This window comes from Proteus sp. CD3, assembly GCF_008808075.1.
GTDB classification, from domain to species: Bacteria; Pseudomonadota; Gammaproteobacteria; order Enterobacterales; family Enterobacteriaceae; genus Proteus; species Proteus appendicitidis.
On the sequence record NZ_CP019686.1, the window covers coordinates 3116586 to 3140670 of the forward strand.

A 24085-nucleotide genomic window follows, 5' to 3' on the forward strand; every position below is an offset into this window, starting at 1 on the left:
TTATTAAATAAAAAAACAACAATTATTCGTAAATAACTTTGAAGTTAGCTACTGTGTCGAAAGAACCTGTTGTTGCTTTCTTATCATCTGCTTCATTACCTTTCACATAAGCTGAGAATTGCAGAGTAGTGACAGAGCCATCGCCATTATTTAAAGCGTGACCTGCTACTGGGAAGCCTTGGCCAAAAGTAATTGGATTATTACCACGGTCAGTGATAACGATACCTGCGTTTTGTACTTTGCCACCTAAGCCCAGTAATTCGCCGGTATAACCGTCAAAACCACTTACCGTTGCACCAGTGAATGATACTTTTGCAGTTTTGTAAGTTTCAGTTGAGCAGTTTTTCAGGATAATATCGAAGTTTTCGCTATCTGAACGGAATTTATTGCTGGTCAGTTCATGTAATGCGATTTCACCAAACTTAACAGTTTGATCTAAACTTTTATCATCGATTGAACATGGAACATCATTGATAAAGCCCGTAAAACGTACTTTACCTTCACGGCTTTCCGCTGGATCTGCTGCAAAGCTTGGAGCAGCAACAACTAAAGATAACGCAACACCTAAAGCTAATTTAGTAAATTTCATAACATTTCCTTTATACACATAAAGATATTGATATTTCTTGGTTTCTGACTAAATAAGCGATAGGTAATAAAACCTCACCGCCTTTCTACAATTTAAAATTCACAGATCCATTGATATTGATTTATAAAACCAAGATAGGGGATATCCTACGAATGCGTCCTTTGTGCATTCATATTAAAATTAATTTATGGAATAAATTAATCGCATTAACTTTTTTAAACGTCACTTTTAAATATTTTAGAAATTAAGTTCCTTAATTAATAAAAACATCTTAATTAGACATATAAATAAGTAATAAACTTTGATCAGAAAGTAAGAGTCAAAATTTAAAGCAAAAAAACAGATTTAAATTATGTTTCTTTACTTATTTTGCAATGAAATACTCGCAAAAGGTGTAAATTAAGTCAAAAGTCAGAAAAGGATATTATTAGTAAAACTGTAGGATAGTTATCAATTGAAACAATTCTTTAAATGAGCAGTTAAAGTATTTTAAACTAAAATGATACGTGGACTAGATATTATTACTTAGTAAAGAAGAAATGAACCACCATTAACACTTATATTAAGTAAATTAAATAAAAAAACCAAATAAACGGATTATATTGGATTTTTATAACGCGAAGTGATAGTTATTTAGTGTATTGATTTTTGCTGAAACGATAAACCCAATATATATACAATAACACTTAGGATTCATCTTAATTGAGGAATTAAATTATATTCTCTTATTTAATTAAAAATTAGACAATCTAATTATGACGATATATTTCAATATCATTAATTAATTATTAATAATGAATAAAAAATAAATTATAGAGACAAAATAAATATGAGACTCTTTTAATGAGCACTCGTTTTAATATAGTCAATTATAGAATAAAATCTCTTTTAACATAAATAAAAAATAATATTCACAATAAGAGAGATAATAATATTTAGTAACTATTTTTTTACTTTGTTATTTTATCTATTTTATAAAAAATAAAAAATCAACCGCTATATCAAAAATACTATTATGACAGTCAAATAAAGACACTTTATTTTTTATATTTAACTCTTAATATAATTTTAAGAATAATAGCAACAAAAGAAAACGCTGAAAGAGCGCCTGTATGGCGCTTCTTTGTTATTACATAGCGGATAAATCACACTTTTGGTTTATAGCTATCTTTATCGAGATCATGTTTTTTCATTCGTAAATACAGCTTTTTACGTGGAATACCCAAATAATCCGCCACATCACTCACACGTCCCGCAAATAAATATAACGCATCTTCAATTAATCGACGTTCATACTCATCCACAAGATTATCCAAAGGACCTTCAGGTGGAATAATGGCTCGATGTTGTTCACTATCAACCATTTTCACAATGCCTACCGCATATAATTCAGCAACATTTCGTAACTCACGAATATTACCCGGCCAATCGTAACGTTTTAAAATATCGAGGTAATTACGATCAATCTTGGGTACTGCAATACCGAGTCGCTGTGCGCTTTGTCGTAAGAAAGCTCTAAATAACGGAATAATATCTGGGCGTCTGGCACTTAACGGAGGCAGTGAAAAAGTGATTTGTGAAAAATAGTAATAGAATTCAGGGATCAATCGTCCTTCTGTTACCAGTTGCTGAGTATTATTTTCTAAAATCGCGATCGTTCTAAAATGGCGCTTTCCTTGACGTTCCATATCTAACAAATAAGAACTTAACCAGCGTTGTGCTTCTGATGACAAATCATAAGGAGAACGTAAAATCAGTGTTCCGACTTCATCTGCTTCAATTTGGGCAATAACTTGCTTGATATCCGCTAAATTTTGGCAATCGACGGTTTGAATAGCTTTATCACTATGCGGGCTTAATTCATGCAATAGTTGCGCAAGAAGATGTCGCCCTGTTCCCATCTCACCTTCTATCATTAAATCTTTATCTATATCAGCGATTTGTTGTACTTGTTCTCTAATTGCAGTGATTTGCGCACTGTCTCCTACTAATCGCTCTTGTGTGGTACTTATTACCGCATTTCTAAGAGAAAGAATAGATTGACGCTCTTTGTGTGCCTTTGCCACTAACTCTAGAAAAACAGGTGGATTAATCGGTTTTTCAATAAAATCATAAGCTCCTTTTTTTACCGCTTCTACGGCTAACGGTATATCGCCATGCCCTGTGATCATGATAACCGGAATACGAGAGTCAATGTGTTTAATCCGCTCTAATACTTCCATGCCATTCATTGCTGGCATATAAATATCAAGTACAACAGCCCCCTGCCATTCTGGAGTTAACAGGCTTAGTGCTTTTTCTGGTGAGTCGGTTACTCTAGCAACCATTCCCGCAAGATTGAGTAAATGACGATAAGATTCAAGAATATCTTCATCGTCATCAATTAATAAAACATCGATATCAGGCATGTGTGATTGTGTCATCTGTAAACTCCAAAACAACCATGGCGCCACCGTTTAATGTAGAGGCCAAGTAAATTTCATAACCAAACCGTTGCATAATTGAACGGCAAATGGATAACCCTAACCCAAGCCCCACATCTTTTGTGGTTGTAAATGGGGTAAATAGTTTTGGTAAAACGTCTGAATTGAATCCTTTTCCACTGTCGGCGATCGCCACTAATTTTCGTTTAGGATCAACAGATAAAAGATCAATTGTGATTTGGCTTTCACCAACACCCGCAATGGCATCCATTGCATTAACAAACAAGTTAACCAAGACTTGTTCAATTTGTGTCGGGTCTGCACAAATGGTTAATTCATCAGGAATATTATTGGTAATAATGCACTGCTCTCGTTTAGAGCGGGACTCCACCAGCACCATCGCGCTATCTACTAGCTCCTTTAACGGCGCTGAAACAAAGCTAATTTCAGACGAAGATTTACGTGAGAAATTACGTAATGCAGTGATTATTCGATTCATTCGCGCGCACAGCTTTTCAATACGTTCGATAGAATCAGGTAATTGATCATATTTGCCCATCTGCATAGTCAGTTTTGCACTGTATAGATAGGTATTGATTGCAGAGAGTGGCTGATTAAGCTCATGTGCAAGACTTGTCATCGCCTGCCCCACAACGGCCATTTTAGCAGCTTGTACTAACTCTTCTTGTGTCTGAATTAAATGTTTCTGTGCCTGTTCGCGGCGCAATATCTCTTCATTTAATTGCTGGTTTTTATCCTGTAAATCTTGTGTTTTTAATGCCACCAGCCGTTGAAGCTCTAATCGGCTTAGCTCTTGGCGCGTAATATCCGTGATAGTCACAATATATTTGTGTTCGTCTTTATGCGGATATTCTCGAATATTAAATTGTAAAAAATGCGGCTCGCCTTCTTTTACCATTCGAATGGTACATTCACTTTGCCCGAAGCGATAAAGCTGACTGGTTGAGCTAAATTGAGCTTTCAGCATGGTGCTCGCCTCACCACTAAACAGTAACCAAAGTGGCTTATTACTCTGCTCTTTTCCTGTTCCTAATAACATTGCCGCACTTGGATTAACGGTTTCCATTCTGCCATCGTGGTGACAAGTAATTAAGCTTGCATCGGTGTTATTAATAAGATTTAACGCATTGCTGGTTTCAACTTCTTTCATTTGACGCCAAAATCGGCGAAGTCGCCGACTTAACAGACCAATCTCATCTTGCCCTTCGATCAGTACAGGCTCGGTTAAATGACCTTTGGCAACATGCGCTAAGTCATCACTGAGTTTATTCAATCTTGCAATAAGTCTTCTATCAATCAAGATTTTCATCACAATAATACTCAGCAATAGTGATGCAATAATGATGACAACAATAACAATTTTCCCCGTTGCCATTAGCTTACGGGTATTATCATTAAGCTTATTTAGTGCTTCACTGGTAGCAAAAACATTGCCTCTTACGGCATTATCAAATTGTGATAATTTTTCATTGAGTTCAGGGGTTAATGCTTTGAGCTTTTTCTCGTTATCTACATCATCAATCAGTGTTTGATAAATATCACCGTCATAACGGGTGATCGCAATAATCTCTTGTAATACTTGGCGATGAGCAATTGTCGATGGATAGCTTTTTAGTTTCTGATTTAAAGCAATTATTTCATCGATTTTGACGCTGATATAATGGAAAGCGACATCAATATCACGGCTATAACGTTGGTGAGCAATCTCTTCAACTAAGCTGATTAACTCATTTTCTGTCGTAAACAACTCTTGTAACAGCGTTGATTCCAATAGGAGTTGTAGGCTGTTTTCCTGTACATTTTTTTCATTGAGCATTTGGCTGACATGCCACTCAATTTCATTCAGTAGCGGTTTAATATCTTCACCAACAGCGTCATGCATCCACGCCAATTGCCCTAATAATTGGGCAAGGCGATTCTCTAATTCACGTCGTTTATCCAATAACACATCTTGTTGATTAATAAGCGCCGATAGCTCATCAACAAGTTGAGTATAAAAATCACGCTGTGGCTTTTGCTCAATAGGAAACTCACGCAAATTATCTAATAACTGATGAATTTCCTGCTGTTGTTGCTCTGAAATCGATTTTCTCTGTGTTTGCTCTCGCTCTTTTAATAGCATTTGTAAATTGGTGCTATAACGTTCCATGGTATAGCTGGTGGTTAACATCGGCAGAGACTCTCCCACTGACGCATTAATTTGTGTCGCCAGTTTTCCCCACATAAAAAAGATAACCACACCAATCAATAAGGTGAGTAAAGAACTAAAGATAAACGCCATATACAGGCGTCTACCTAGTTTGCCAAATTGTTTAGGCACTAATAATTTCATCCGTAATACCTTTCATAAAAACAGCGCTTCCTGCTGTATATTTGAACCACAAGGCGGTTAGGGTGATTTTGTCTCTTTCAATAAAACCAGTGCTTGTTCAAGCCTTTCAGCTTCTAATGTACGCCATTGATACAACACAGCTAATGCTTGATCAGAGTATTCTCGCTGATCAGCTTCTTTCATAAATAACGCTTGTAATGTAGGAGAATTAGCCTCTTTTTCACTAATAAGCACTGAACTTGCTATTTTTCGCGCTTTACTGATCGCAGAAATACGTTCTGGCGTTTTATTTTCCTGTCTTTCTGCTTCGTGGATATCATTCCAAACCTGGCGCATTAACGGAAAATTATGGGTGATCATTTGATCAAATAACGCATTAACGACTTCACTACGACGATAAGCCTCATTACTGTTTAAAATAAATTCGGTGTTATTAGCAAGTTCATCGTTATTACGTAAAATCTCTTTGCTTAATGGGATCTTTGCCATATCACTTTTATAGATGATCTCTTGTCCTTCATCCGATAAAAGAAAGGCAATAAATTTGGCTGCTGTGTCTCTTTTACTGCTTTCGGCAACAATAGCAACATAAGCCGGTAAAATAATCGACTTATCAAAATAGCTAAATTCGACAAAATCAAAGCGTTTCTGATGATTAAACGCGTAGTTATCGATAATTGGACCAGCGCCTACAATGCCTCTGGCGATAGCATCACTGACACGGGAACTCCGTGCCGAAATAGAGGAAAGATTACCACTGGTTTCGAGTAGGATCTGCCATCCACGCTCCCAGCCGTACTCTTGCAGCACATTTTCCACCATCAATTGCATCGTGCCAGAGTTCGCTGGAGTGGTCATAGTTAAGTGCCCTTGGTAAATCGGATCACTTAAATCAACCCAGCTTTTAGGTGCCGGAATACCCAATTTTTGTAGGTATTGCGTATTGCTCATAATACCAATACCGGAATAGCCAACCGTGGTTATCTTGTCGTTTAAGATATCACTATGGCGCGTTAACCATTTTGGCGTTTCGTAATTGACGGGTAATCGCGCCAGTAGCCCTTCTCTATCTAGATGATGGAAAAAATTAGCCGATGACGACATCACAATATCAACTGGCTGTGTGGGATATTGTTTCATCATCCGTGTCGCAATCGCGACGCGACGATAAACCACTTGCACCTTAGTATCTGGATAACGAGCGCTAAAAGCCTCTGTAAGTGGTCGCATTGGTGTATCTGAAAGAGTCGTCAGTATAACAAGTGGCTGCTCATCACTACGTACAGGTGTGATAAACAGCCAACTAAACAGTAAACAGACGAGGCTAAGCGTTATTTTTATTTTCATGACATACCCCTGGTTTTGTTTTGAATAAACATAAAAATGTGTCGAACTTCAAACTTCTGATATTTAGCAATATTTATTATTTTTGGCTAATGAGTCCTTAATGACCCATTTACAACAATGATACGACGATATCTTCACTCATTTTTAAACCAACGCCTAATAGCGATGTTACAAATTTGACTCACCGATTCAGCAGAATGTGTCATCGATGACTCAAATTCCCTCTTTTGCACCAAGATGACCTAAATGAATAGCATCAGCTCTGAAAACCAAAATCAGCTTCAGACATGAATAATATTCGGAGTCATCTCTATGCTAAGTTTCTTTAAAACCAGAAAGGATCTGCCGCTAATAGAAGCGTCAAGTGAAAAGATCCGCGCAATATATAAAAAGCACCAATGGCAGGTCTTCTTTGGTCTTGTTCTTGGTTATGCCATGTTCTATGTGGTTCGTATGGCACTCGGTGTGGTGAAAAAACCTATGCTGGATGCAGGTATCGTAACCACCGCTGAACTCGGTTTAATGGGTTCTGCGTTCTTCTTTACCTACGCATTTGGTAAGTTCTCTAACGGCTTCTTGTCAGATTATGCCAATATTGGACGCTTTATGTCCATCTCGTTAATTGCCTCTTCCTTTGTTTGTATCTTCATGGGAATGTCAACGGCGAGCCTGTTCTTTATCCTATTATGGGGTATTAACGGTTGGTTCCAATCTGTGGGTTCAGCACCTTCTTGTGTCTCTATCTTCCAATGGTTCTCACCAAAACAGCGCGGTACAGTTTATTCCATCTGGGGTGGCTCGCGTAACATCGGTGAAGCAATTACGTGGATCTTAACGGCAACCATAGTGAGCTTCTTCGGCTGGCGTGCAGGTTTTATCGGTGCCGGTATCGCAGGTATTGCTGCGGGTATCATCTTACTGATGATTTTAAAAGACCGTCCTCGTACTTATGGCTTACCTGATCCAGCAACCGCATATGGCGAAGAGTCAGAAGCTGTTAAATCAAGTGATCCTAAAGAAACACGTCGCGCTCAGTTATTCGTATTAAAACAACCAACAGTGTGGATCATCGCAGCAGCATGTGCGGCTATGTATATCTCTCGCTATGCAATCAGTTCATGGGCCGTTCTTTACCTACAAGGTTCAAAAGGTTACTCACTGATTGATGCTGGTTTCGCAATGTCTACTTACCCAATCGCTGGTTTCTTCGGTGCAATCTTAGCGGGTATGGCTTCAGACAAACTGTTTAACGCTAACCGTCATATTCCAACACTCATTTATGGTATCGCCAACATCGCTGGTTTTGCACTGATGTTCTGGGGTCCACAAAGCCGTGTTATGGATGCTATTGCATTAAGTATGGTTGGTTTTGCAATGGGTGGTCTGGTTGTGTTCTTAGCCGGTTTAACGGCTTGTGACCTGATGCCGAAAAACGCAGTAGGTGCAGTAAAAGGCTTTATTGGACTGTTCGCTTACATTGCAGCATCAGCGCAAGAACTGATTTCAGCATCACTGATTAAAGTGACTCAAGTTGGTGATATCACTCACTACGACTTCACCACAGTACAGTATTTCTGGATAGGTTCTGCCATCGTTTCCATGATTTTAGCGACGCTAGTCTGGAATGCGAAAAAAGTTACCATGGATTAATGAATTAATTAAGTTGTCATCAAGGGATACCTTTGGGTATCCCTCTTTAAAAAGAGAATGTCATTATGCGTAAGACAAAAATTGTTGCGACTCTTGGCCCGGCTAGCTGTTCAGAACAGATGATTGAAAAGCTGATTATGGCGGGTGCTAACGTATTTCGTTTAAACTTTTCACACGGCACTCGCGAACAGCATCAGGCCACAGCCGCAACTATCCGTCAGGTCGCAGAAAAACATCGTGTATTTATCGGGATCTTAGCAGACCTGCAAGGCCCTAAAATTCGTATCGCTAACTTTAAAAATGATTCAGTTCAATTAAAACAAGGCGATAGCTTTATTCTAAATGCAGATTTAGACAGCACATTAGGCGACGAACAACAAGTTGGTTTGGACTACCCACAGCTTGTTCAAGAAGTCACACCAGGGAATATTCTGTTACTGGACGACGGTAATATCCAATTACAAGTCAGTGCCGTAAATAATAATAAAATAGAAACCATTGTCACTGTAGGTGGAAAACTCTCTAACCGTAAAGGTATTAACTTACTCGGTGGTGGTTTATCTGCGCCTGCATTAACAGACAAAGACAAACAAGACATACACACAGCAGCCGCTATTCAGGCTGATTATATTGCCGTTTCATTCCCACGCAATGGTGCAGATATTGAATATGCACGAGGCTTAGTAATTGCCGCAGGAAGTCACGCCAAAATCGTTGCTAAAGTAGAACGCGCAGAAGTCGTTTCTTGCCAAGAAAACATGGATGACATTATTAAAGCGTCAGATGTCATTATGGTGGCTCGCGGTGATTTAGCGGTTGAAATCGGGGATGCCAGCTTACCGGGCGCACAAAAGCAACTGATTGCACGTTGTCGCGCATTAGGTTGCCCGGTTATTACTGCAACGCAAATGATGGAATCGATGATTGAAAGCCCAATGCCAACGCGTGCTGAAGTGATGGATATTGCGAATGCCGTCGGTGATGGAACAGATGCCGTGATGCTTTCAGCGGAAACAGCAGCAGGAAAATACCCTGTGGAAGCCGTTAGTGCAATGGCTCGCGTAGCTGAAGGTGCTGAGCGCTCTTTTGCAGCAAACGCGGAAAACCCATGGCAATCACCGTCTTACTATTCACAAACGGGTCGTTGGATTGCGTTAGCTGCTGCGACAACGGCTTTCCATGACGACAAGCATTTAAGTGTTGCCGCATTAACAGAAAATGGTAAATCAGTGACGCTATTGTCACGCTTTATGCCAAATAACAACGTCTACGCATTAACAGATAATCCCGCACTTGCAGGTCAATTGACTGTATTACGTGGTGTAACGCCTGTGGCTTATCAACGTCAAAATAATAATGACTGCGATGAAAGCATCATGCAAAAACTACAAGCAGAGGGATTATTAACAGACATGAATTCACTCTTGATCACCCGTTTATCAACTTTTGAGAAAACCGGTGAAAGCGATTGCTGTCATCTTGTTCCTGTAAAACAAGTTGAAGCGGCAACTGCTTGAGTGTCTTCCATCAAGGAGCTTATGAGAGAGGCAACCTGAAGTAAATAACAAGAAAAAGAGCACACCAAATCATTTTAGCCACAAGGACTGTGGCTATTTTTCTTTCTATTTATCGCAAGGATAAGCATCTTTTAATGCAAGAATATAAACCAATTCTATGGGCGTATCTTTTTGTTTCTGTTTAACAATGGGATTGTTATCTAAATAAGCATCAATATGCTTAACCATAAAATCTCCATTTTGTTCTATTTTAGGCGGTGGGCAATAAAGAGGACGAAAATCATCGTTATCTTGATTCTCAATTTTTATAGCAACAGCGTAAAAGTTAAATCCATTGGCAATACCATTAAGATAAGCTTGTGTCACGGACTCTAATTGTTTATTAGCAGGGTTATCTTGAGTAAGTAATTGTTTAACCTGAAGATAATTACTTAGCGTTATCGCTTGCGAATACAGTGGGAATAGTAACAATATTCCTAATACGCTTTTTAATATTATTTTCTTTTTCATTGTCCTCAATTCACCTTTGTAAATTACATTTTCATATTATAAAGAATTAAAAAGGAGAGATTTTCAGCTCTCCACATAGATTAATACTAATATGTAATAATGTAGTTTTATTTATCTAAGATAATTCATTAATTTATTCAGTGCTTTTTCTTGTCTAATTTTCATATAGTTATCAATATCATTGATATTATTTAGTGCCGCATATACTGCAACATCAAGATATAGGTTACCAGTCATTACTTTTCCATCATAATCATATTGAATTAAATGTTGAGATTTGATAATAAATTTTTTTGTAACTGAATTATATTCCCATATGATTTGCTCAACCCCTCTAGGAATATGCGTTAATGCATATTGTCTAACAGTATATTCAGCAAACGTTTTTGCTTCTTCTTTTTCTTCATCTAATCGTTTACTCGAAGTGTAATGAGCAATATTTTCTTTCGATTTAGTTAGTTCACTATTTTTTTCCACTAAATTTTGCTCAACGATTTTAGTTAACTCAGCTTTAACTTGATTATTATACAATTCAAGTGTTTCTAAAATTGATTTAATTTTATTTTCTTTTTCTAGCGTACATTTTTCATCAAAATTAATATTTTTATATTTTGATATAGCTTCCTCTTTAGCTAAATTTTTATATTCAGGTTTATATGCATTATCAATACACTGTTCTATCCATGCTTTTTTTTCTTTCTCACTATTATTAACAATGCCTTCGAGATGATTTTCACATATTTTTCTTATCTCTGAATAATGCTTATTATTAATACCATCAAGCCATGATTGACTATTTAAGAGATTATTTACCTCTGTTTCTAAAGCATCATAGTATTCTTTATTAACACATGATTGAAAATAACCTTTATTGTTATACTCATCACCGTCAACTACTGATTTATATTTATTGTATCGCTCATCTTCTTTATTATAATTATCAGTTAGATAATCATAAATTTCAGTATACTCAGATGCACTACGATTCATATTGAACGAATAAAATTCACCTTCAATCGTTTTTTTTATTCCAAGTGATTCATTAGAGTCGTTCCAATTTCTAAATGCATAATAAGTGTAAAGGTTAAAATCATCATTATTTTCTAACGTGAAGATTTTCTCATTTGATGATTTTAACTTATTCAAGTTAGCAATTTCATTTTCTAAACGTTCAATATTATTTTTTTCATTTTCGATAACATTTTGTGTTTTTACTTGTGCATTATTAAGACCAACTTCTAGATTTTTTTCTCTTAAATTTTTAGCGTAAGCTTCATCAAATGAAAAAAATATCTTTCCTTTATTTAAAGTACAGTTGTATTCAACTATTTTCTTTTCTTTATTCTCTGTCCACTCTACGTTGCTACATACTCCTCGATTATCAAGAATATCACCTACCGTGTAATCAATAGAGTCTATAAGTTTTTGTTTTTTAACGGTATCAATATTTCCACCATCACAACCCGATAGTATTAAAATAGCAGTTAAGTAAAATAATTTTTTAAACATACCTTGCCTTTTTCATTAAAAATGTAATGTGAAATTTATATTTTACTATTGTACTTTACAGATTTATCAGAGAGAAGATTAATTATTAGTGAATATAAATTAGTATTAACTAACTTTTAGTTAATGATGAAATACGAAGAAATAAGCTATTTTATTAAATTATTCATAAGATAATTAGCCTTCTTGTTTTCAAGCTTCATCACTTTACCTCAATGCAGATTACTCTCATCAGACAGTTTATAAAACGTAACAAACCACACATTAAATTGTGATCACAAACTCATTTAGGATGGTTTCTAAACTAATTAGTTGTTTTATACTTTACAAAGTAAATAAAACGGTGCATAACTATCAAACACAGACGATTTTATATAAAAAAAACATCTTTTAGTTTTGTTTCTAAACAAATGGAGTAGTAACGTGATACCGAACGTACCCAATACATTACGGCAAATGAATGCCTCGCTTGTATTAAATGTCATTCGTCATCAAGGTCCTTTGTCACGGGCTCAGATAGCCAAAGTTAGCGGAATTACAAAAGCGACGGTATCTGAAATTATTAACGATCTCCTTGAAGAAAAAATCGTTTATGAAAGCGGAGTCAGTTCGCCAGCAGGACAAGGCAGAAAAGGTATTTTAGTTAACTTCGATCCTCAACACAGTTTAGGCGTCAGCATTGATTTAGGTGGAACCAAGATAGCTTATGCGGTTTTTAACTTAGATGCCGAATTGTTGTATGAATATCAAGAGCCTACCTTTGATACTGACGATCGTGAGTACTTTATTACGCAATTTGCACAAAGTATTGAAAATGTGATCGAAAAAAGCGGCGTAGACCGTCAAAAGATCAATGTTATCGGTGTCGCCACACCAGGGATCATCGATATCAAAAATGGTGTTGTGCTAGAAGGCTCCCCTAACTTACCTCAATGGGATAACTTACCTTTAGCACAACAGCTTACAGAAAAACTCAATGTACCCGTTGTACTCGAAAATGATATTCGTGCCGCACTTGTGGGTGAAATGTGGAAAGGCCGCTGCCGTCATACGCACAGTTGTGCGTTGATTGGTATCGGCACTGGATTAGGCTCCGCCTTGCTAATGGATGGAAAAGTTATCCGTGGCGCAAACAATGCTGCGGGTGAAATCGGCTATATGATGTTTGCCCGTGAGCATCTTTTTCGTAATTGGCGCAATAAAGGATGCTTTGAGAGTTTCTGCTCCGGTTCAGGTTTAAGTGAGCGAATGGCGAGCTTGAAAGGGGAAAACTTGAGTGCGATTGAGATTATTCAAGCCTCACAACAAGGTGATCCGCTTGCTCAATCCTTAGTTGAGGAAATGGCAGATTATCTTGCTATCGGCATTATGAATTTAGTCGCCATTGCAAATCTGGAAAAAGTGGTATTAACAGGCGGGATCACCCGTTCTGCTGACACCTTTTTACCGCGTGTTCAGGCAAATCTAGATAGACATTTATTTGCTAACACCAAAGTGAATATCGAGCTTTCTGAATTATGGGAAAAAGGCCCGCTTTATGGCATTGCTATTCTTGCCTTAGCCACGGTTTATCCATCAATTCAATTTATGCCCGAGATCCAATTGAGATAACCCTAATAAAAAAATCTTTAAACGAGATGGGAGCGACTCATGGCAGGAATACATCTTCACCCACATGATATTTTAGACGAAGGCATGCCCGCTATTCTTCAACGCCTTGATGGTATGAAGCATGTTGAGCATTTATTTGTCGAAATTAATACTATTTTTGAACGTAACCCTTACCCTGTTGGCGATCTGCCTCATAACCCTATTCATAATGTGGTTATGGGAACAGGTACACTACATATCAATACTCATACTGATTTTCCTCATCTGAGCCAACGTGTTGATCCCACCATTTTAGCGGGTGCAGATCCGCTAATGACGATAAAAAAAGCCACTGACGGTGGAAAATATAAAGTCATTCCATGGGCAAATATACTTAATGGCGATTTTGTCGGTGATGTAGAAAATAATCAGGTTGTCGATTTTAAAGGTCGCCCACAAGCACATTGGCTCTGCCCAAATGCCCCTGATGTTGCTCAATTATGGCAAAAGACTTTCACAGCATTAAAACAAAACTATGGTTATGACACCTTTTTAATTGACCGAATTCGTTTTCCTGATTGGGCAGGTAAAGAAGTCAATCCTGCGGGATTATTTACCTGTTTTTGTCCTCATTGTGAAAAGAAAATGGTGCAACAAGGCTTAGCTGTTAATGAAATCAAACATCGCCTCGCCGCTTTAGCTGATGCATTAAAACAAGGGGATTTCGAAACGCCTGTTACCGCATTAAAGGAAGAGCCTCTGTTAAAAGCATGGCAACGATTTCGCCAACAAAGTGTGACTCAATTAGTGGAGAAATTACTGTCTGATGCAAAACAGACCGCGGGGGGAATTACGTTATGGCTTGATTTGTGGCCACCCGCTTACAGTTGGATCTTAGGTCAGAACTATCATGAATTAACGCATTATTCTTCAACACTCAAACATTTCCCTTATCATAAATTAGGGGGTGGCGCAGATGTTCAAGGGTTAATTAATCATTTTGCTCATGATAGCGAAAGCCAAGAGCGTGCATTTACTGCGTTTAAACGTTTATTTGACCTACCTTATGATATTTCATATGAAACCTTTAAACAGCAAGGCTTCCCGATTCATTTTGTTGCTGAACAAAATAATAAAGTTCGCCAGCTTTCACAGCCAAATACCTTTATTTATAGCGGTATTCAAATGTGGAATTTACCCGCCTCTCAATTAATTGAAGCGGTTATTGCTGCAGAAGAAAGTGCATGTGATTCGCTGCTTTATTATTGCTATGGATGGGCGACTCAAGAATTATTTGATGCAATTGGTAAACACAATACACCGAATAATAGCTCTTATAACAACAATACAGTTAAAGAATAATACACCGCGGAAAATCAGGATAAAATTATGGCTAAACAACAAAAATGGAAAGTTTTTTTCCTTCTGTTTGTCACGATGTTTTTACTCGGTGGCATTCAAAATACAAAAGGGCTTATTCTCGAACAAGTTCAACATGATATTTCATTAAATATGAGCCAAGTTGGCTCCTTAATTACCTTTTTCCAAATCGGCTTTTTAGTCGCCAGTTTATTAACGGGCTATTTTACCGATAAGAAAGGGTTAAAAGTCATGATGTTTATTGGCTCCTTAATGATGGCGGTCGGTTTAACAGGAACCAGCCTTGCTTTCAATGTGATGCTATTTTTTGGCTTTTATCTGGTGATTGGTTTAGGGATTGGCTCGATGCTTGTCTCTATCGTGACAGTTATTCCGACGTTCTATAAAGAGAAAGCAGGGATGATGTTTAACGTCTCTAACGCCATGTTTGGTGTAGGGATGATTGTTACCCCACTTATTTTACAATATCTATTTTCACACTCTATTTCATGGCGTACTTTTTATGTGGGTGTTGCCGTTATTGTTGCGGTGATTATTTTAGTATTAAGTACCTTAAAAATAGAAAGTAGCGCACAAGTCGATATGAAATTCAGTGACTTTTTAGAGTTACTGACACAAAAATCACTGTTACTGGTTATTCTATTTATCACTTTATATGTTGCAGCCGAAGCCGCATTTTTAAATTTCTTCCCTATTTTCTATACCTCGATGGATATTGGAAGTATGAGTAATGCGCAAAAAGCAGAAACAGCGGCTTATGTTATTTCTAGTTTTGCTTTCTTATTTACCATCGGTCGTTTTATTGGTGGCTTTATTAACCTTGCATTGGGTGATCGTAAAACGCTTATTCTGTTCTCACTGTTTTCTCTGATAGCCATTATTGTGAGCCGTATTTTTGTGCAAGACGTGGTTTATCTGTTTATGGTGTTTGGTTTTGCATTATCTGTTTTATTTCCAACAGCCGCAGCGGTTGCTACAAAATTAACCAGCAAAAGTGGCTCTGTGATGGGATTGATTTATGTCGCTTCAGGATTGGGCGGTGCCTTAGCGGGTTCATTAATCGGTCAGGTTTCAGAAAGCTATAATGTTTCTGTTGGCTTTAACCTCATTATCGTATTCGTCGCCCTCTTCTTTATCATTTCTCTGTTTATTAGAGAACAAAAACAATAACAACGACGTATTATGCCTCTGAAATTTTCCCCCTTTTTATAAGGGGGTTTTTATTTCTATCGCGATATCTTCACAATATATTTTCTCTTTTATTCTGTTGATTTTTTCACCAACGCCCCAATAATAATGTTTATATTCACTGTTAAAGTAGGAGAATATAATGGCAAGTGGATGGGCTAATGATAATGCTGTTCAAGAGCAAATCGATGCCACCATTGATGATGCAATTGCAAAAGCTCGCAATCAAATGGCACAAGGTGAAAGTGCAGAGTTTTGTGATGAATGTGGTGAACCAATCTCTCTGGCTCGGCAAAAGGCGGTTCCTGGCGTACGCTATTGTTTAAATTGCCAAGAGGCAATTGATAAAAAGAGGAATACCTTTAGTGGGTATAATCGCCGTGGTAGTAAAGATAGCCAACTCAGATAATCTGCAACTATTATCACCTAAAACAAAAACTGTACCTTAATATGAGTTTTCTCTATTAAAGTACAGTTTGTTTTATTTAATCAGATAGTGATTTAATTAGATTTTTGCAGCTTTTTTAGAACTCATATTTTGACTCATTTCAGTTAAAATCTTCATGAAATTATCAATATGTGCGCGTTCAGTATTAGGGTTCATAAATACGGCTTTTTCACCAGGAAGATAAATGTAACGGTTATTTTTTGCATATTTAGAACAAGCAATAGAATCAACCCAGTTAGTAAATAAGCCTTCTCTACCACGCTGTAAGAAAAGTTTTCTATGCCACTGAGTATTGTGAACCATAAAGTCATACGCTTCTTTGTCTGTAGAGCAGGTTAACTCTAAATCAAAAGCAACATTAGGATCTCTCACTAAGTTTGGATCATACAACTTAAAGCCAACACTTGGCCCTTGGTTTTGTGGCACGATCACTTTTGCATTGCCCATCTCTAATAACTGATGGCGCATATAGTTCGCGTTTTGCAAACAGTGAGCAATAATAGTTTGGTAACCTTCAATACCCATATAATGCATTGCAGAATAAGCACCAAAAATACCCACACCACTACGTGTACATTCAATTGTTGATTGTAAGTGAGTTTGACCTTCTAATTCGTGCTCAAAATAGGTGAAGTTTTCAGGATCGTTTTCCAGTGCGACGAAATCATTACCATTCTTCACTAGTACTAAGCTTGAGGTGTAAGGTACATAGCCCCATTTATGGAAGTCGATAGTGATAGAATCGGCATATTTCAGATGTTTGAATTTCTCAACGTTCTGGCGTAAGCCTTCTAAAGTGACATCGTTGATCGCTAGAGGGTTACCGCTAAAATCATATTCTAAGAAGAAAATAATCGGCCAACCAACTGCAGCATCAACGTGGACATGTGGCTTAACCGGGATCTCAAATTCTTCACATAAGCGGTCACGTAATTCACAAACCCCTTTCACATCATCGACACCAAAGGTGTCTGTTGTGCCTGTGGTTAACATGATCGTTGGCACTTTACACTTAACCGTAAAGCAGGCTCTTAATTCACGCTCTAAGTGTTCTAGGTTAATCGTATTGTCTTCAGATACTTTAATGCGGATAGTTTTGTTATCGACATCAACACCTAATAGTGCAAGGTTGGTCATGTTTGAATAGTGACCCCCTTGAGAGTTAATGATGCGATAGTCTTGATCTGCTGCCATACCTAAATGTTTTGAATTTGGCATGGATTTACGTAAGCCAAAGAGATAACCATATAAGTTACACATGGTGCCACCTTGAGTGAATACACCAGAGGCAACTTCAGGATCGTATCCCACTAATTTTGCGACTTTTTTAATCGTCACTTTTTCTAACGCATCAGCGACACCAGAATATTCACAATACACCATATTAGGGTTGCCCATTAGCCCTAACATTGAACCATAAACACCCGGATCACTCGGCATTGCAATAACATTTTCAACCGCTAGTGGGTTTTCCCAGTTTTTACACAGTGTCGAAACTAACATCAGTAATTCATTAGGATCGTTTTCAGGGTAATTAATATTTTGCTGAATTTGTGTATCTGCCATTAAACGATCGAATAGCTGTTGCCCATTAGAATAACGCTGTAATTGGTCATTATCATTAGTCGTTGTTTTTCTAAACTGTGTAATCGATTGGATGGTTTTATCCTGAAATATCGGCCAATACTTCGGATCTCGGCTGAAAAAGTGAGCAATAACGTCGTGGTATTTCTTCTCAAATTCCGCATTCAGAATGTGAGCAGAAGATAAACCTAATAAATCTTGATTTTTCACTATATTCTCCAAATAGAAACCGACGATAACGTAAATAAAGTGTATAGCAATACTATACATTTTCTAATTAAATTAGTTAGTGCTTCATGCGATCGCACAGGTTCTACTGGCAACCACATAAAACAAAATATTTTATTTAATATCAATATAATAGAAAACTTCGGAAAGTTAAATTTACAGTAACTATTTTTTCACATATCCACTTATGTGACTGACATCACAGTAAAAATAGGACTATAAACAGAAACAATCACTACAAATACTATTAACTATTTGAAATATAATCAAAACATAGTACTCACTCTCTAAACAACTGATATTATTGAACTCTTCATTTAATTAATTGAATTAATCTGTTGTTTCCGCAATTAGCACTCACTAAATTACATTTAATTTAATCAAACTCGATAAAATAAGACTAAAACACTAGTATATTTTTCATAATCAGCTAATAAGTTCTAATTTTAACCATTATCAGGTATAAAATATCGGTTAAGGTCAGTTGAAAAGAGATCCATTAATGAAAATATAAGACATGAAATTGTCACAGTGAATAACACTAGAAATGATTAAAATATCAGTTAAAATGAAAACTAGTAACTCTACTAAATAATCAGAATATTTACTCTACATATTTTGTGTTCTGTGCCGATACTTAAAGTAATAGAGTAGGTAATTAACGGAGAACACAATATGAAAGCACATATCGCTGTTGCTGCTGTATTCGTATTATTATCCGCAAGTGTCCATGCTGAAGAATTTACCTGCCAACTTGAGAATGGTAAGTATGTCAGCGTGTTCGTTGAACATGGAAAGCCCCCTGTTTATCGCTATGGCACACTTGCCAAAACAGAGATAACACTACCAGTGCCTCAACAACCCAATAATAATGTCTTTTATGGGCATCAGCTGTTTGTTGCAGGGGCATCGACCTATGTTCGTTTTAAGAATGGAAACTATAGCTACGTTGTTTACGACGGAGAAGGGAGAGGATGGCAGTTTAACGGCGTTATTGTTTACAAAGGCAATGATATTATTAGCAAAAAAGAATGCAAGGAGCCGTTAACGCCTAGCTTGGATAATTTAAAAAATTATGCCGTTAAAATGGACCCTTATTTAGAAACCTATATTTATGCGCCTTAATTTGTCACCTTATTGATTAGACATAAAAAAACCCAATTCAAAGAATTGGGTTTTTACTATTATTAAGCAACGAGATGTATTGATTAGTCTTCTAATAACAGAACAGATTCTAATGCAATTTCAATCATTTCGTTAAAAGTCGTTTGGCGCTCTTCTGCTGTAGTTTGTGTCCCTTTTTTGATGTGATCAGAGACAGTACAAATAGTCAGTGCTCTTGCACCATATTCAGCAGCAACACCATAGATACCAGCAGCTTCCATTTCAACACCAAGGATGCCGTATTTTTCCATAACATCAAACATTTCTGGATCTGGTGAGTAGAACAGATCAGCAGAGAAGATATTACCAACACGAACTTTAATATCTTTTGCTTTAGCAGCAGATACTGCATTTTGAACTAATTCAAAATCTGCAATAGCAGCGAAGTCTTGGTCTTTGAAACGCAGACGGTTAACTTTAGAGTCTGTACATGCACCCATACCGATAACAACATCACGTAATTCAACGTCTGGTAATACTGCACCACATGAGCCAACACGGATGATCACTTTTACGCCGAAATCAGTAATTAATTCTTTTGCGTAAATTGAGCAAGAAGGAATACCCATGCCGTGACCCATAACAGAAATCTTACGGCCTTTATACGTACCTGTAAAACCTAACATACCACGAACGTTATTTACTTGACGGACATCTTGTAAAAAAGTTTCAGCGATGTATTTAGCACGAAGCGGATCGCCCGGCATTAAAACGACATCAGCAAAATCGCCCATTTCTGCGTTAATATGAGGGGTAGCCATAACTCTTCCTTTTAATTAATCTTTTTACTATTTAAATATTATTCGGTAGATATATTGCTATACCTACCGAAATAAAATTAGAACATCGCTTTGCCGTAATCGACTGGTGATAAACCGAAGTATTTCACGACAGTTTGACCGATATCCGCGAAGGTTTCACGATGACCTAATGAACCTGGTTTAACTTTAGGACCATAAACCAGAACAGGAATGTGCTCACGAGTATGATCAGAACCTGGCCAAGTTGGGTCGCAACCGTGATCTGCTGTTAAAATAAGAATGTCATCTTCTTTTACCAGTTCCATCAGTTCTGGTAAGCGACGATCGAATAACTCAAGTGCTTCACCATAACCTACAACATCACGACGGTGACCGTAAGAGGAGTCAAAATCAACAAAGTTGGTAAAGACGATGGTGTTATCACCCGCCAGTTTCATTTCTTCAAGTGTCGCATCAAACAGAGCATTAATACCCGTTGCTTTCACTTTCTTAGTGATACCTACGTTTGCGTAGATGTCAGCAATTTTACCGATAGAAACAACGTGGCCTTGTTTTTCATCAACCAGTTTTTTCAACATAGTTGGTGCTGGTGGCTCTACCGCTAAATCATGACGGTTACCTGTACGAGCGAAGTTACCCGGTTTGTCACCGATAAATGGACGCGCAATAACACGACCAATGTTGTAATCGCCTTTGTTTAGTTCATCACGAGCAATTTCACACAGCTCATATAATTCATCTAAACCGTAAGTTTCTTCATGACATGCAATTTGGAATACAGAGTCAGCAGAGGTATAGAAAATCGGCTTGCCGGTTTTCATATGCTCTTCACCCAGTTCATCCAAAATCACAGTACCAGATGCATGGCAGTTACCTAAGTATCCTGGTAATTTTGCACGTTTAACGATGTTTTCTAACAGCTCTTGTGGGAATGAATTTTTCAGTTCTTTAAAGTATCCCCAATCAAATAGAACAGGAACACCTGCGATTTCCCAGTGGCCTGACGGAGTATCTTTACCAGAAGAGATTTCACTCGCGTAGCCATAAGCACCGATAATTTCTGCGTTTTTGTCCAAACCGATAGGGAATTTGCCTGTTGATTCTTCCGCAGCTTTACCTAAACCTAAACGGCAAAGATTAGGTAAATGAAGAGGACCTTTACGACCGTCTTTATCTGCTTTACCGTCAGCAAACGCTTGTGCGATATGCCCTAAAGTGTCTGAACCTTGGTCACCGAATTTCTCCGCATCACCGGCAGCACCGATACCGAAGGAATCTAACACCATGATATGTACACGTTTCATAATTCTCTCTCCTGTGTCATTCTCCGCAGACTACGGATATGTCACTTATAAATCGTAATTGAGTTCTTATTCGCTGATTTGGCGGTACACCATTGGTGAAGCTTCGCGTTTGCTGTCACCAATTACCATCGCTTTACGGACTTCAGCCGCAGCTTCTTGCCATGATTTTTCACTGTTAGCATGGATCATCGCTAAAGGTGTATCTGTATTGATCTTAGCACCAAGTGCCGCGATGTCGCTTAAACCAACACTATAATCAATAGCATCAGTCGCTTTACGACGACCACCACCTAATGTCACAACAGACATACCTAATGCACGCGTATCCATTTCTGTGATGAATCCTGCTTTCTCAGCGAATACAGGTTTACTTAATACCGCAGTTGGCAGGTATTTATTGTAGTTTTCAACAAAATCAGTTGGACCTTTCTGTGCTGCAACCATACGACCAAAGACTTCTGCTGCTTTACCGTTATCCAACACATCTTGTAGTTTTTGACGAGCTTGTTGACGATCATCCGCTAAACGGCCTGATACTAACATTTCAACACACAGCGCCATAGTGACTTCAAATAGACGTGGATTACGATATTCGCCTGTTAAGAATTGAACCGCTTCACGAACTTCAACCGCGTTACCTGCGCTAGAAGCTAGCACTTCATTCATATCAGTTAACAGTGCAGTGGTTTGACAGCCAGCACCATTTGCTACTTGGACAATTGACTCCGCCAACTCTTCAGATTTTTGATAAGTCGGCATAAAGGCACCTGAGCCAACTTTAACATCCATCACTAATGCATCTAAGCCTTCAGCTAGTTTTTTACCTAAAATAGAAGCAGTGATAAGCGGGATTGAATCAACTGTAGCAGTAATATCACGGGTAGCATAAAAGCGTTTGTCAGCAGGTGCTAATGAATTAGTCTGTCCGATAATAGCAACACCGACATTGCGAATAATATCGCGGAATTTCTCATCATCAGGGAAAATATCAAAGCCCGGAATTGCTTCAAGCTTATCTAATGTTCCACCTGTGTGGCCTAATCCACGACCAGAAATCATAGGAACATAACCACCACAAGCAGCAACCATTGGCCCTAACATCAGTGACGTTACATCACCCACACCACCGGTTGAGTGTTTATCAACAATGGGGCCATTTAAATTGAGGCTTTTCCAGTTCAGTACTGTACCGGAATCACGCATAGCTAATGTCAAAGCAACACGCTCTGGCATTGTCATGTCGTGGAAATAAATAGTCATTGCTAATGCAGCAATTTGACCTTCAGAAACAGTATTATCTCTGACGCCATTAATGAAAAAACGAATTTCTTCCTCAGTTAAAGGATGACCATCACGCTTTTTACGAATAATTTCTTGGGCAAGAAACACTGCAACCTCCTGGTTTTATAGCATTGGTAACGCCCACAATAATGAAAAGTGGGCGTATTTCACGAATGGATTAGTAACCACTAGACGATTTTTGTTCGCCATGACCTAAAGTGGCTAATAAATTACCTAACAGGCTTGACGCACCAAAGCGGAAGTGACGGGCATCAACCCAGTTGTCACCCATAATGCGGTTAGCTAATGCAAGGTATTGAGCAGCTTCTTCAGCGGTACGTACACCACCCGCTGGTTTGAAACCAACTTCTTTGCCAACACCCATATCGTGGATCACTTGGATCATTAACTCAGCGCTTTCCAGTGTTGCATTTACAGGCACTTTACCTGTGGAAGTTTTAATAAAGTCAGCACCTGCTTTGATTGAAATTTCAGATGCTTTACGGATAAGCGCAGGATCTTTCAGCTCACCCGTTTCAATAATGACTTTCAGTAAAGAACCTGCTTCTGCACACGCTTCTTTACATGCTTTAACGATATCAAAACCGATTTGCTCGTTACCTGCCATTAATGCGCGGTAAGGGAAAACTACGTCAACCTCATCTGCGCCATAAGCTAATGCCGCGTTGGTTTCTGCTAATGCGATATCTAAATCATCATTACCATGAGGGAAGTTAGTTACGGTTGCGATACGGACGTCTGGAGTACCCTGTTCGCGTAACACTTTACGTGCTAACGGAATAAAACGTGGGTAAATACAAATAGCGGCTGTATTGCCTTCTGGGCTTTTAGCCTGATGACATAATGCTGTCACTTTCGCATCAGTGTCGTCATCATTTAATGTAGTTAAATCCATCAAAGACAGCGCAAGGCGCGCTGCAGCGGTTAAATCTGTCATAAAACTCTCCAACGATGTTTCTCAAGCCCTTTTGGGCGTACGCTTAAGGTTAGCGATTAAATTTGTTGGCGAGCGGACTTGGTTCCTTGAAGATGTTGTTGTAACTTACGCTACAACGACAGCTGAGCTCCCTCTCACCGCGCTATGCTCACTTCGGCGACCCGTCATTGAGCCTTCGCCATTCCATGAAGTTTCAGCACATCTTATTTGAACACGCTAAGGAACAATTAGATGTGCTTTACGTCACACTAATCAAATGCAACTTGCATTTGATGACATAAAAGTGTGACAAGAATCACAATAA

General features: G+C 38.0%; 18 protein-coding genes. 7 read left to right on the forward strand and 11 right to left on the reverse strand.

The genetic code is table 11. The features are described 5' to 3' along the window. Positions 1 to 22 precede the first annotated feature (22 nt). From BTA34_RS13955 to BTA34_RS13970, 4 genes are all read right to left on the reverse strand, one after another. The gene (locus BTA34_RS13955) at positions 23 to 589 is read right to left on the reverse strand and encodes a fimbrial protein (protein WP_036913900.1); all 567 of its coding nucleotides are present in this window, start codon (positions 587 to 589) and stop codon (positions 23 to 25) included. A gap of 1145 nt (positions 590 to 1734) precedes the next feature. Continuing rightward, positions 1735 to 3012, reverse strand: coding sequence for a sigma-54-dependent transcriptional regulator (locus BTA34_RS13960; protein ID WP_151436084.1), 1278 nt, complete (start codon positions 3010 to 3012; stop codon positions 1735 to 1737). Beyond that, a complete protein-coding gene (locus BTA34_RS13965; protein WP_151436085.1) occupies positions 2990 to 5365 on the reverse strand; it encodes an ATP-binding protein in 2376 nt (791 codons plus the stop codon). Before BTA34_RS13965 ends, BTA34_RS13960 begins: the two co-directional genes overlap by 23 nt. A 57-nt stretch (positions 5366 to 5422) precedes the next feature. Continuing rightward, the gene (locus BTA34_RS13970; protein WP_151436086.1) at positions 5423 to 6712 is read right to left on the reverse strand and encodes an ABC transporter substrate-binding protein; all 1290 of its coding nucleotides are present in this window, start codon (positions 6710 to 6712) and stop codon (positions 5423 to 5425) included. 312 nt (positions 6713 to 7024) lie between these two features. Between BTA34_RS13970 and BTA34_RS13975 the strand changes: the two genes are divergently transcribed. Both BTA34_RS13975 and pyk read left to right on the forward strand, forming a co-directional pair. After that, a complete protein-coding gene (locus BTA34_RS13975) occupies positions 7025 to 8362 on the forward strand; it encodes an MFS transporter (protein WP_151436087.1) in 1338 nt (445 codons plus the stop codon). A gap of 65 nt (positions 8363 to 8427) precedes the next feature. Further along, a complete protein-coding gene (pyk, locus tag BTA34_RS13980) occupies positions 8428 to 9879 on the forward strand; it encodes a pyruvate kinase (protein WP_151436088.1) in 1452 nt (483 codons plus the stop codon). Positions 9880 to 9984: 105 nt separating this feature from the next. Here the strand turns inward: pyk and BTA34_RS13985 are convergent, their stop codons facing one another. After that, positions 9985 to 10389, reverse strand: coding sequence for a hypothetical protein (locus BTA34_RS13985; protein ID WP_151436089.1), 405 nt, complete (start codon positions 10387 to 10389; stop codon positions 9985 to 9987). Between the two features lie 111 nt (positions 10390 to 10500). Continuing rightward, a complete protein-coding gene (locus BTA34_RS13990) occupies positions 10501 to 11898 on the reverse strand; it encodes a hypothetical protein (protein WP_151436090.1) in 1398 nt (465 codons plus the stop codon). A 420-nt stretch (positions 11899 to 12318) separates the two neighbouring features. On the opposite strand from BTA34_RS13990, the gene BTA34_RS13995 reads away from it, so the two are divergent. The 4 genes from BTA34_RS13995 to BTA34_RS14010 all read left to right on the forward strand — a co-directional run bounded on the left by BTA34_RS13995 (position 12319) and on the right by BTA34_RS14010 (position 16462). Next, complete coding sequence (locus tag BTA34_RS13995) at positions 12319 to 13506, forward strand: ROK family transcriptional regulator (protein WP_265576096.1); 1188 nt, start codon at positions 12319 to 12321, stop codon at positions 13504 to 13506. 39 nt (positions 13507 to 13545) lie between these two features. Next, positions 13546 to 14847: a hypothetical protein gene (locus tag BTA34_RS14000; RefSeq protein ID WP_151436091.1), complete on the forward strand. Its 1302-nt coding sequence runs from the start codon at positions 13546 to 13548 to the stop codon at positions 14845 to 14847. 27 nt (positions 14848 to 14874) lie between these two features. Beyond that, the gene (locus BTA34_RS14005; RefSeq protein WP_151436092.1) at positions 14875 to 16035 is read left to right on the forward strand and encodes an MFS transporter; all 1161 of its coding nucleotides are present in this window, start codon (positions 14875 to 14877) and stop codon (positions 16033 to 16035) included. Between the two features lie 160 nt (positions 16036 to 16195). Continuing rightward, positions 16196 to 16462, forward strand: coding sequence for a DksA/TraR family C4-type zinc finger protein (locus tag BTA34_RS14010; protein WP_151436093.1), 267 nt, complete (start codon positions 16196 to 16198; stop codon positions 16460 to 16462). A gap of 96 nt (positions 16463 to 16558) precedes the next feature. Here the strand turns inward: BTA34_RS14010 and BTA34_RS14015 are convergent, their stop codons facing one another. After that, positions 16559 to 18295 (reverse strand): pyridoxal phosphate-dependent decarboxylase family protein, encoded by a 1737-nt coding sequence (locus tag BTA34_RS14015; protein ID WP_151436094.1) that lies wholly within the window; start codon positions 18293 to 18295, stop codon positions 16559 to 16561. Between the two features lie 693 nt (positions 18296 to 18988). Here BTA34_RS14015 and BTA34_RS14020 point away from each other — a divergent pair. Further along, positions 18989 to 19438: a hypothetical protein gene (locus tag BTA34_RS14020; protein WP_151436095.1), complete on the forward strand. Its 450-nt coding sequence runs from the start codon at positions 18989 to 18991 to the stop codon at positions 19436 to 19438. Positions 19439 to 19521: 83 nt separating this feature from the next. On the opposite strand, the gene deoD is transcribed toward BTA34_RS14020, so the two are convergent. From deoD to deoC, 4 genes are all read right to left on the reverse strand, one after another. Beyond that, positions 19522 to 20238: a purine-nucleoside phosphorylase gene (gene deoD, locus BTA34_RS14025; protein WP_100158856.1), complete on the reverse strand. Its 717-nt coding sequence runs from the start codon at positions 20236 to 20238 to the stop codon at positions 19522 to 19524. A 77-nt stretch (positions 20239 to 20315) separates the two neighbouring features. Continuing rightward, complete coding sequence (gene deoB / locus BTA34_RS14030; protein ID WP_151436096.1) at positions 20316 to 21542, reverse strand: phosphopentomutase; 1227 nt, start codon at positions 21540 to 21542, stop codon at positions 20316 to 20318. Positions 21543 to 21608: 66 nt separating this feature from the next. After that, on the reverse strand, positions 21609 to 22931 hold the full coding sequence (gene deoA, locus BTA34_RS14035; protein WP_151436097.1) for a thymidine phosphorylase: 1323 nt from the start codon (positions 22929 to 22931) through the stop codon (positions 21609 to 21611). A gap of 70 nt (positions 22932 to 23001) precedes the next feature. After that, positions 23002 to 23781: a deoxyribose-phosphate aldolase gene (gene deoC / locus BTA34_RS14040; RefSeq protein WP_151436098.1), complete on the reverse strand. Its 780-nt coding sequence runs from the start codon at positions 23779 to 23781 to the stop codon at positions 23002 to 23004. Positions 23782 to 24085 lie beyond the last annotated feature (304 nt).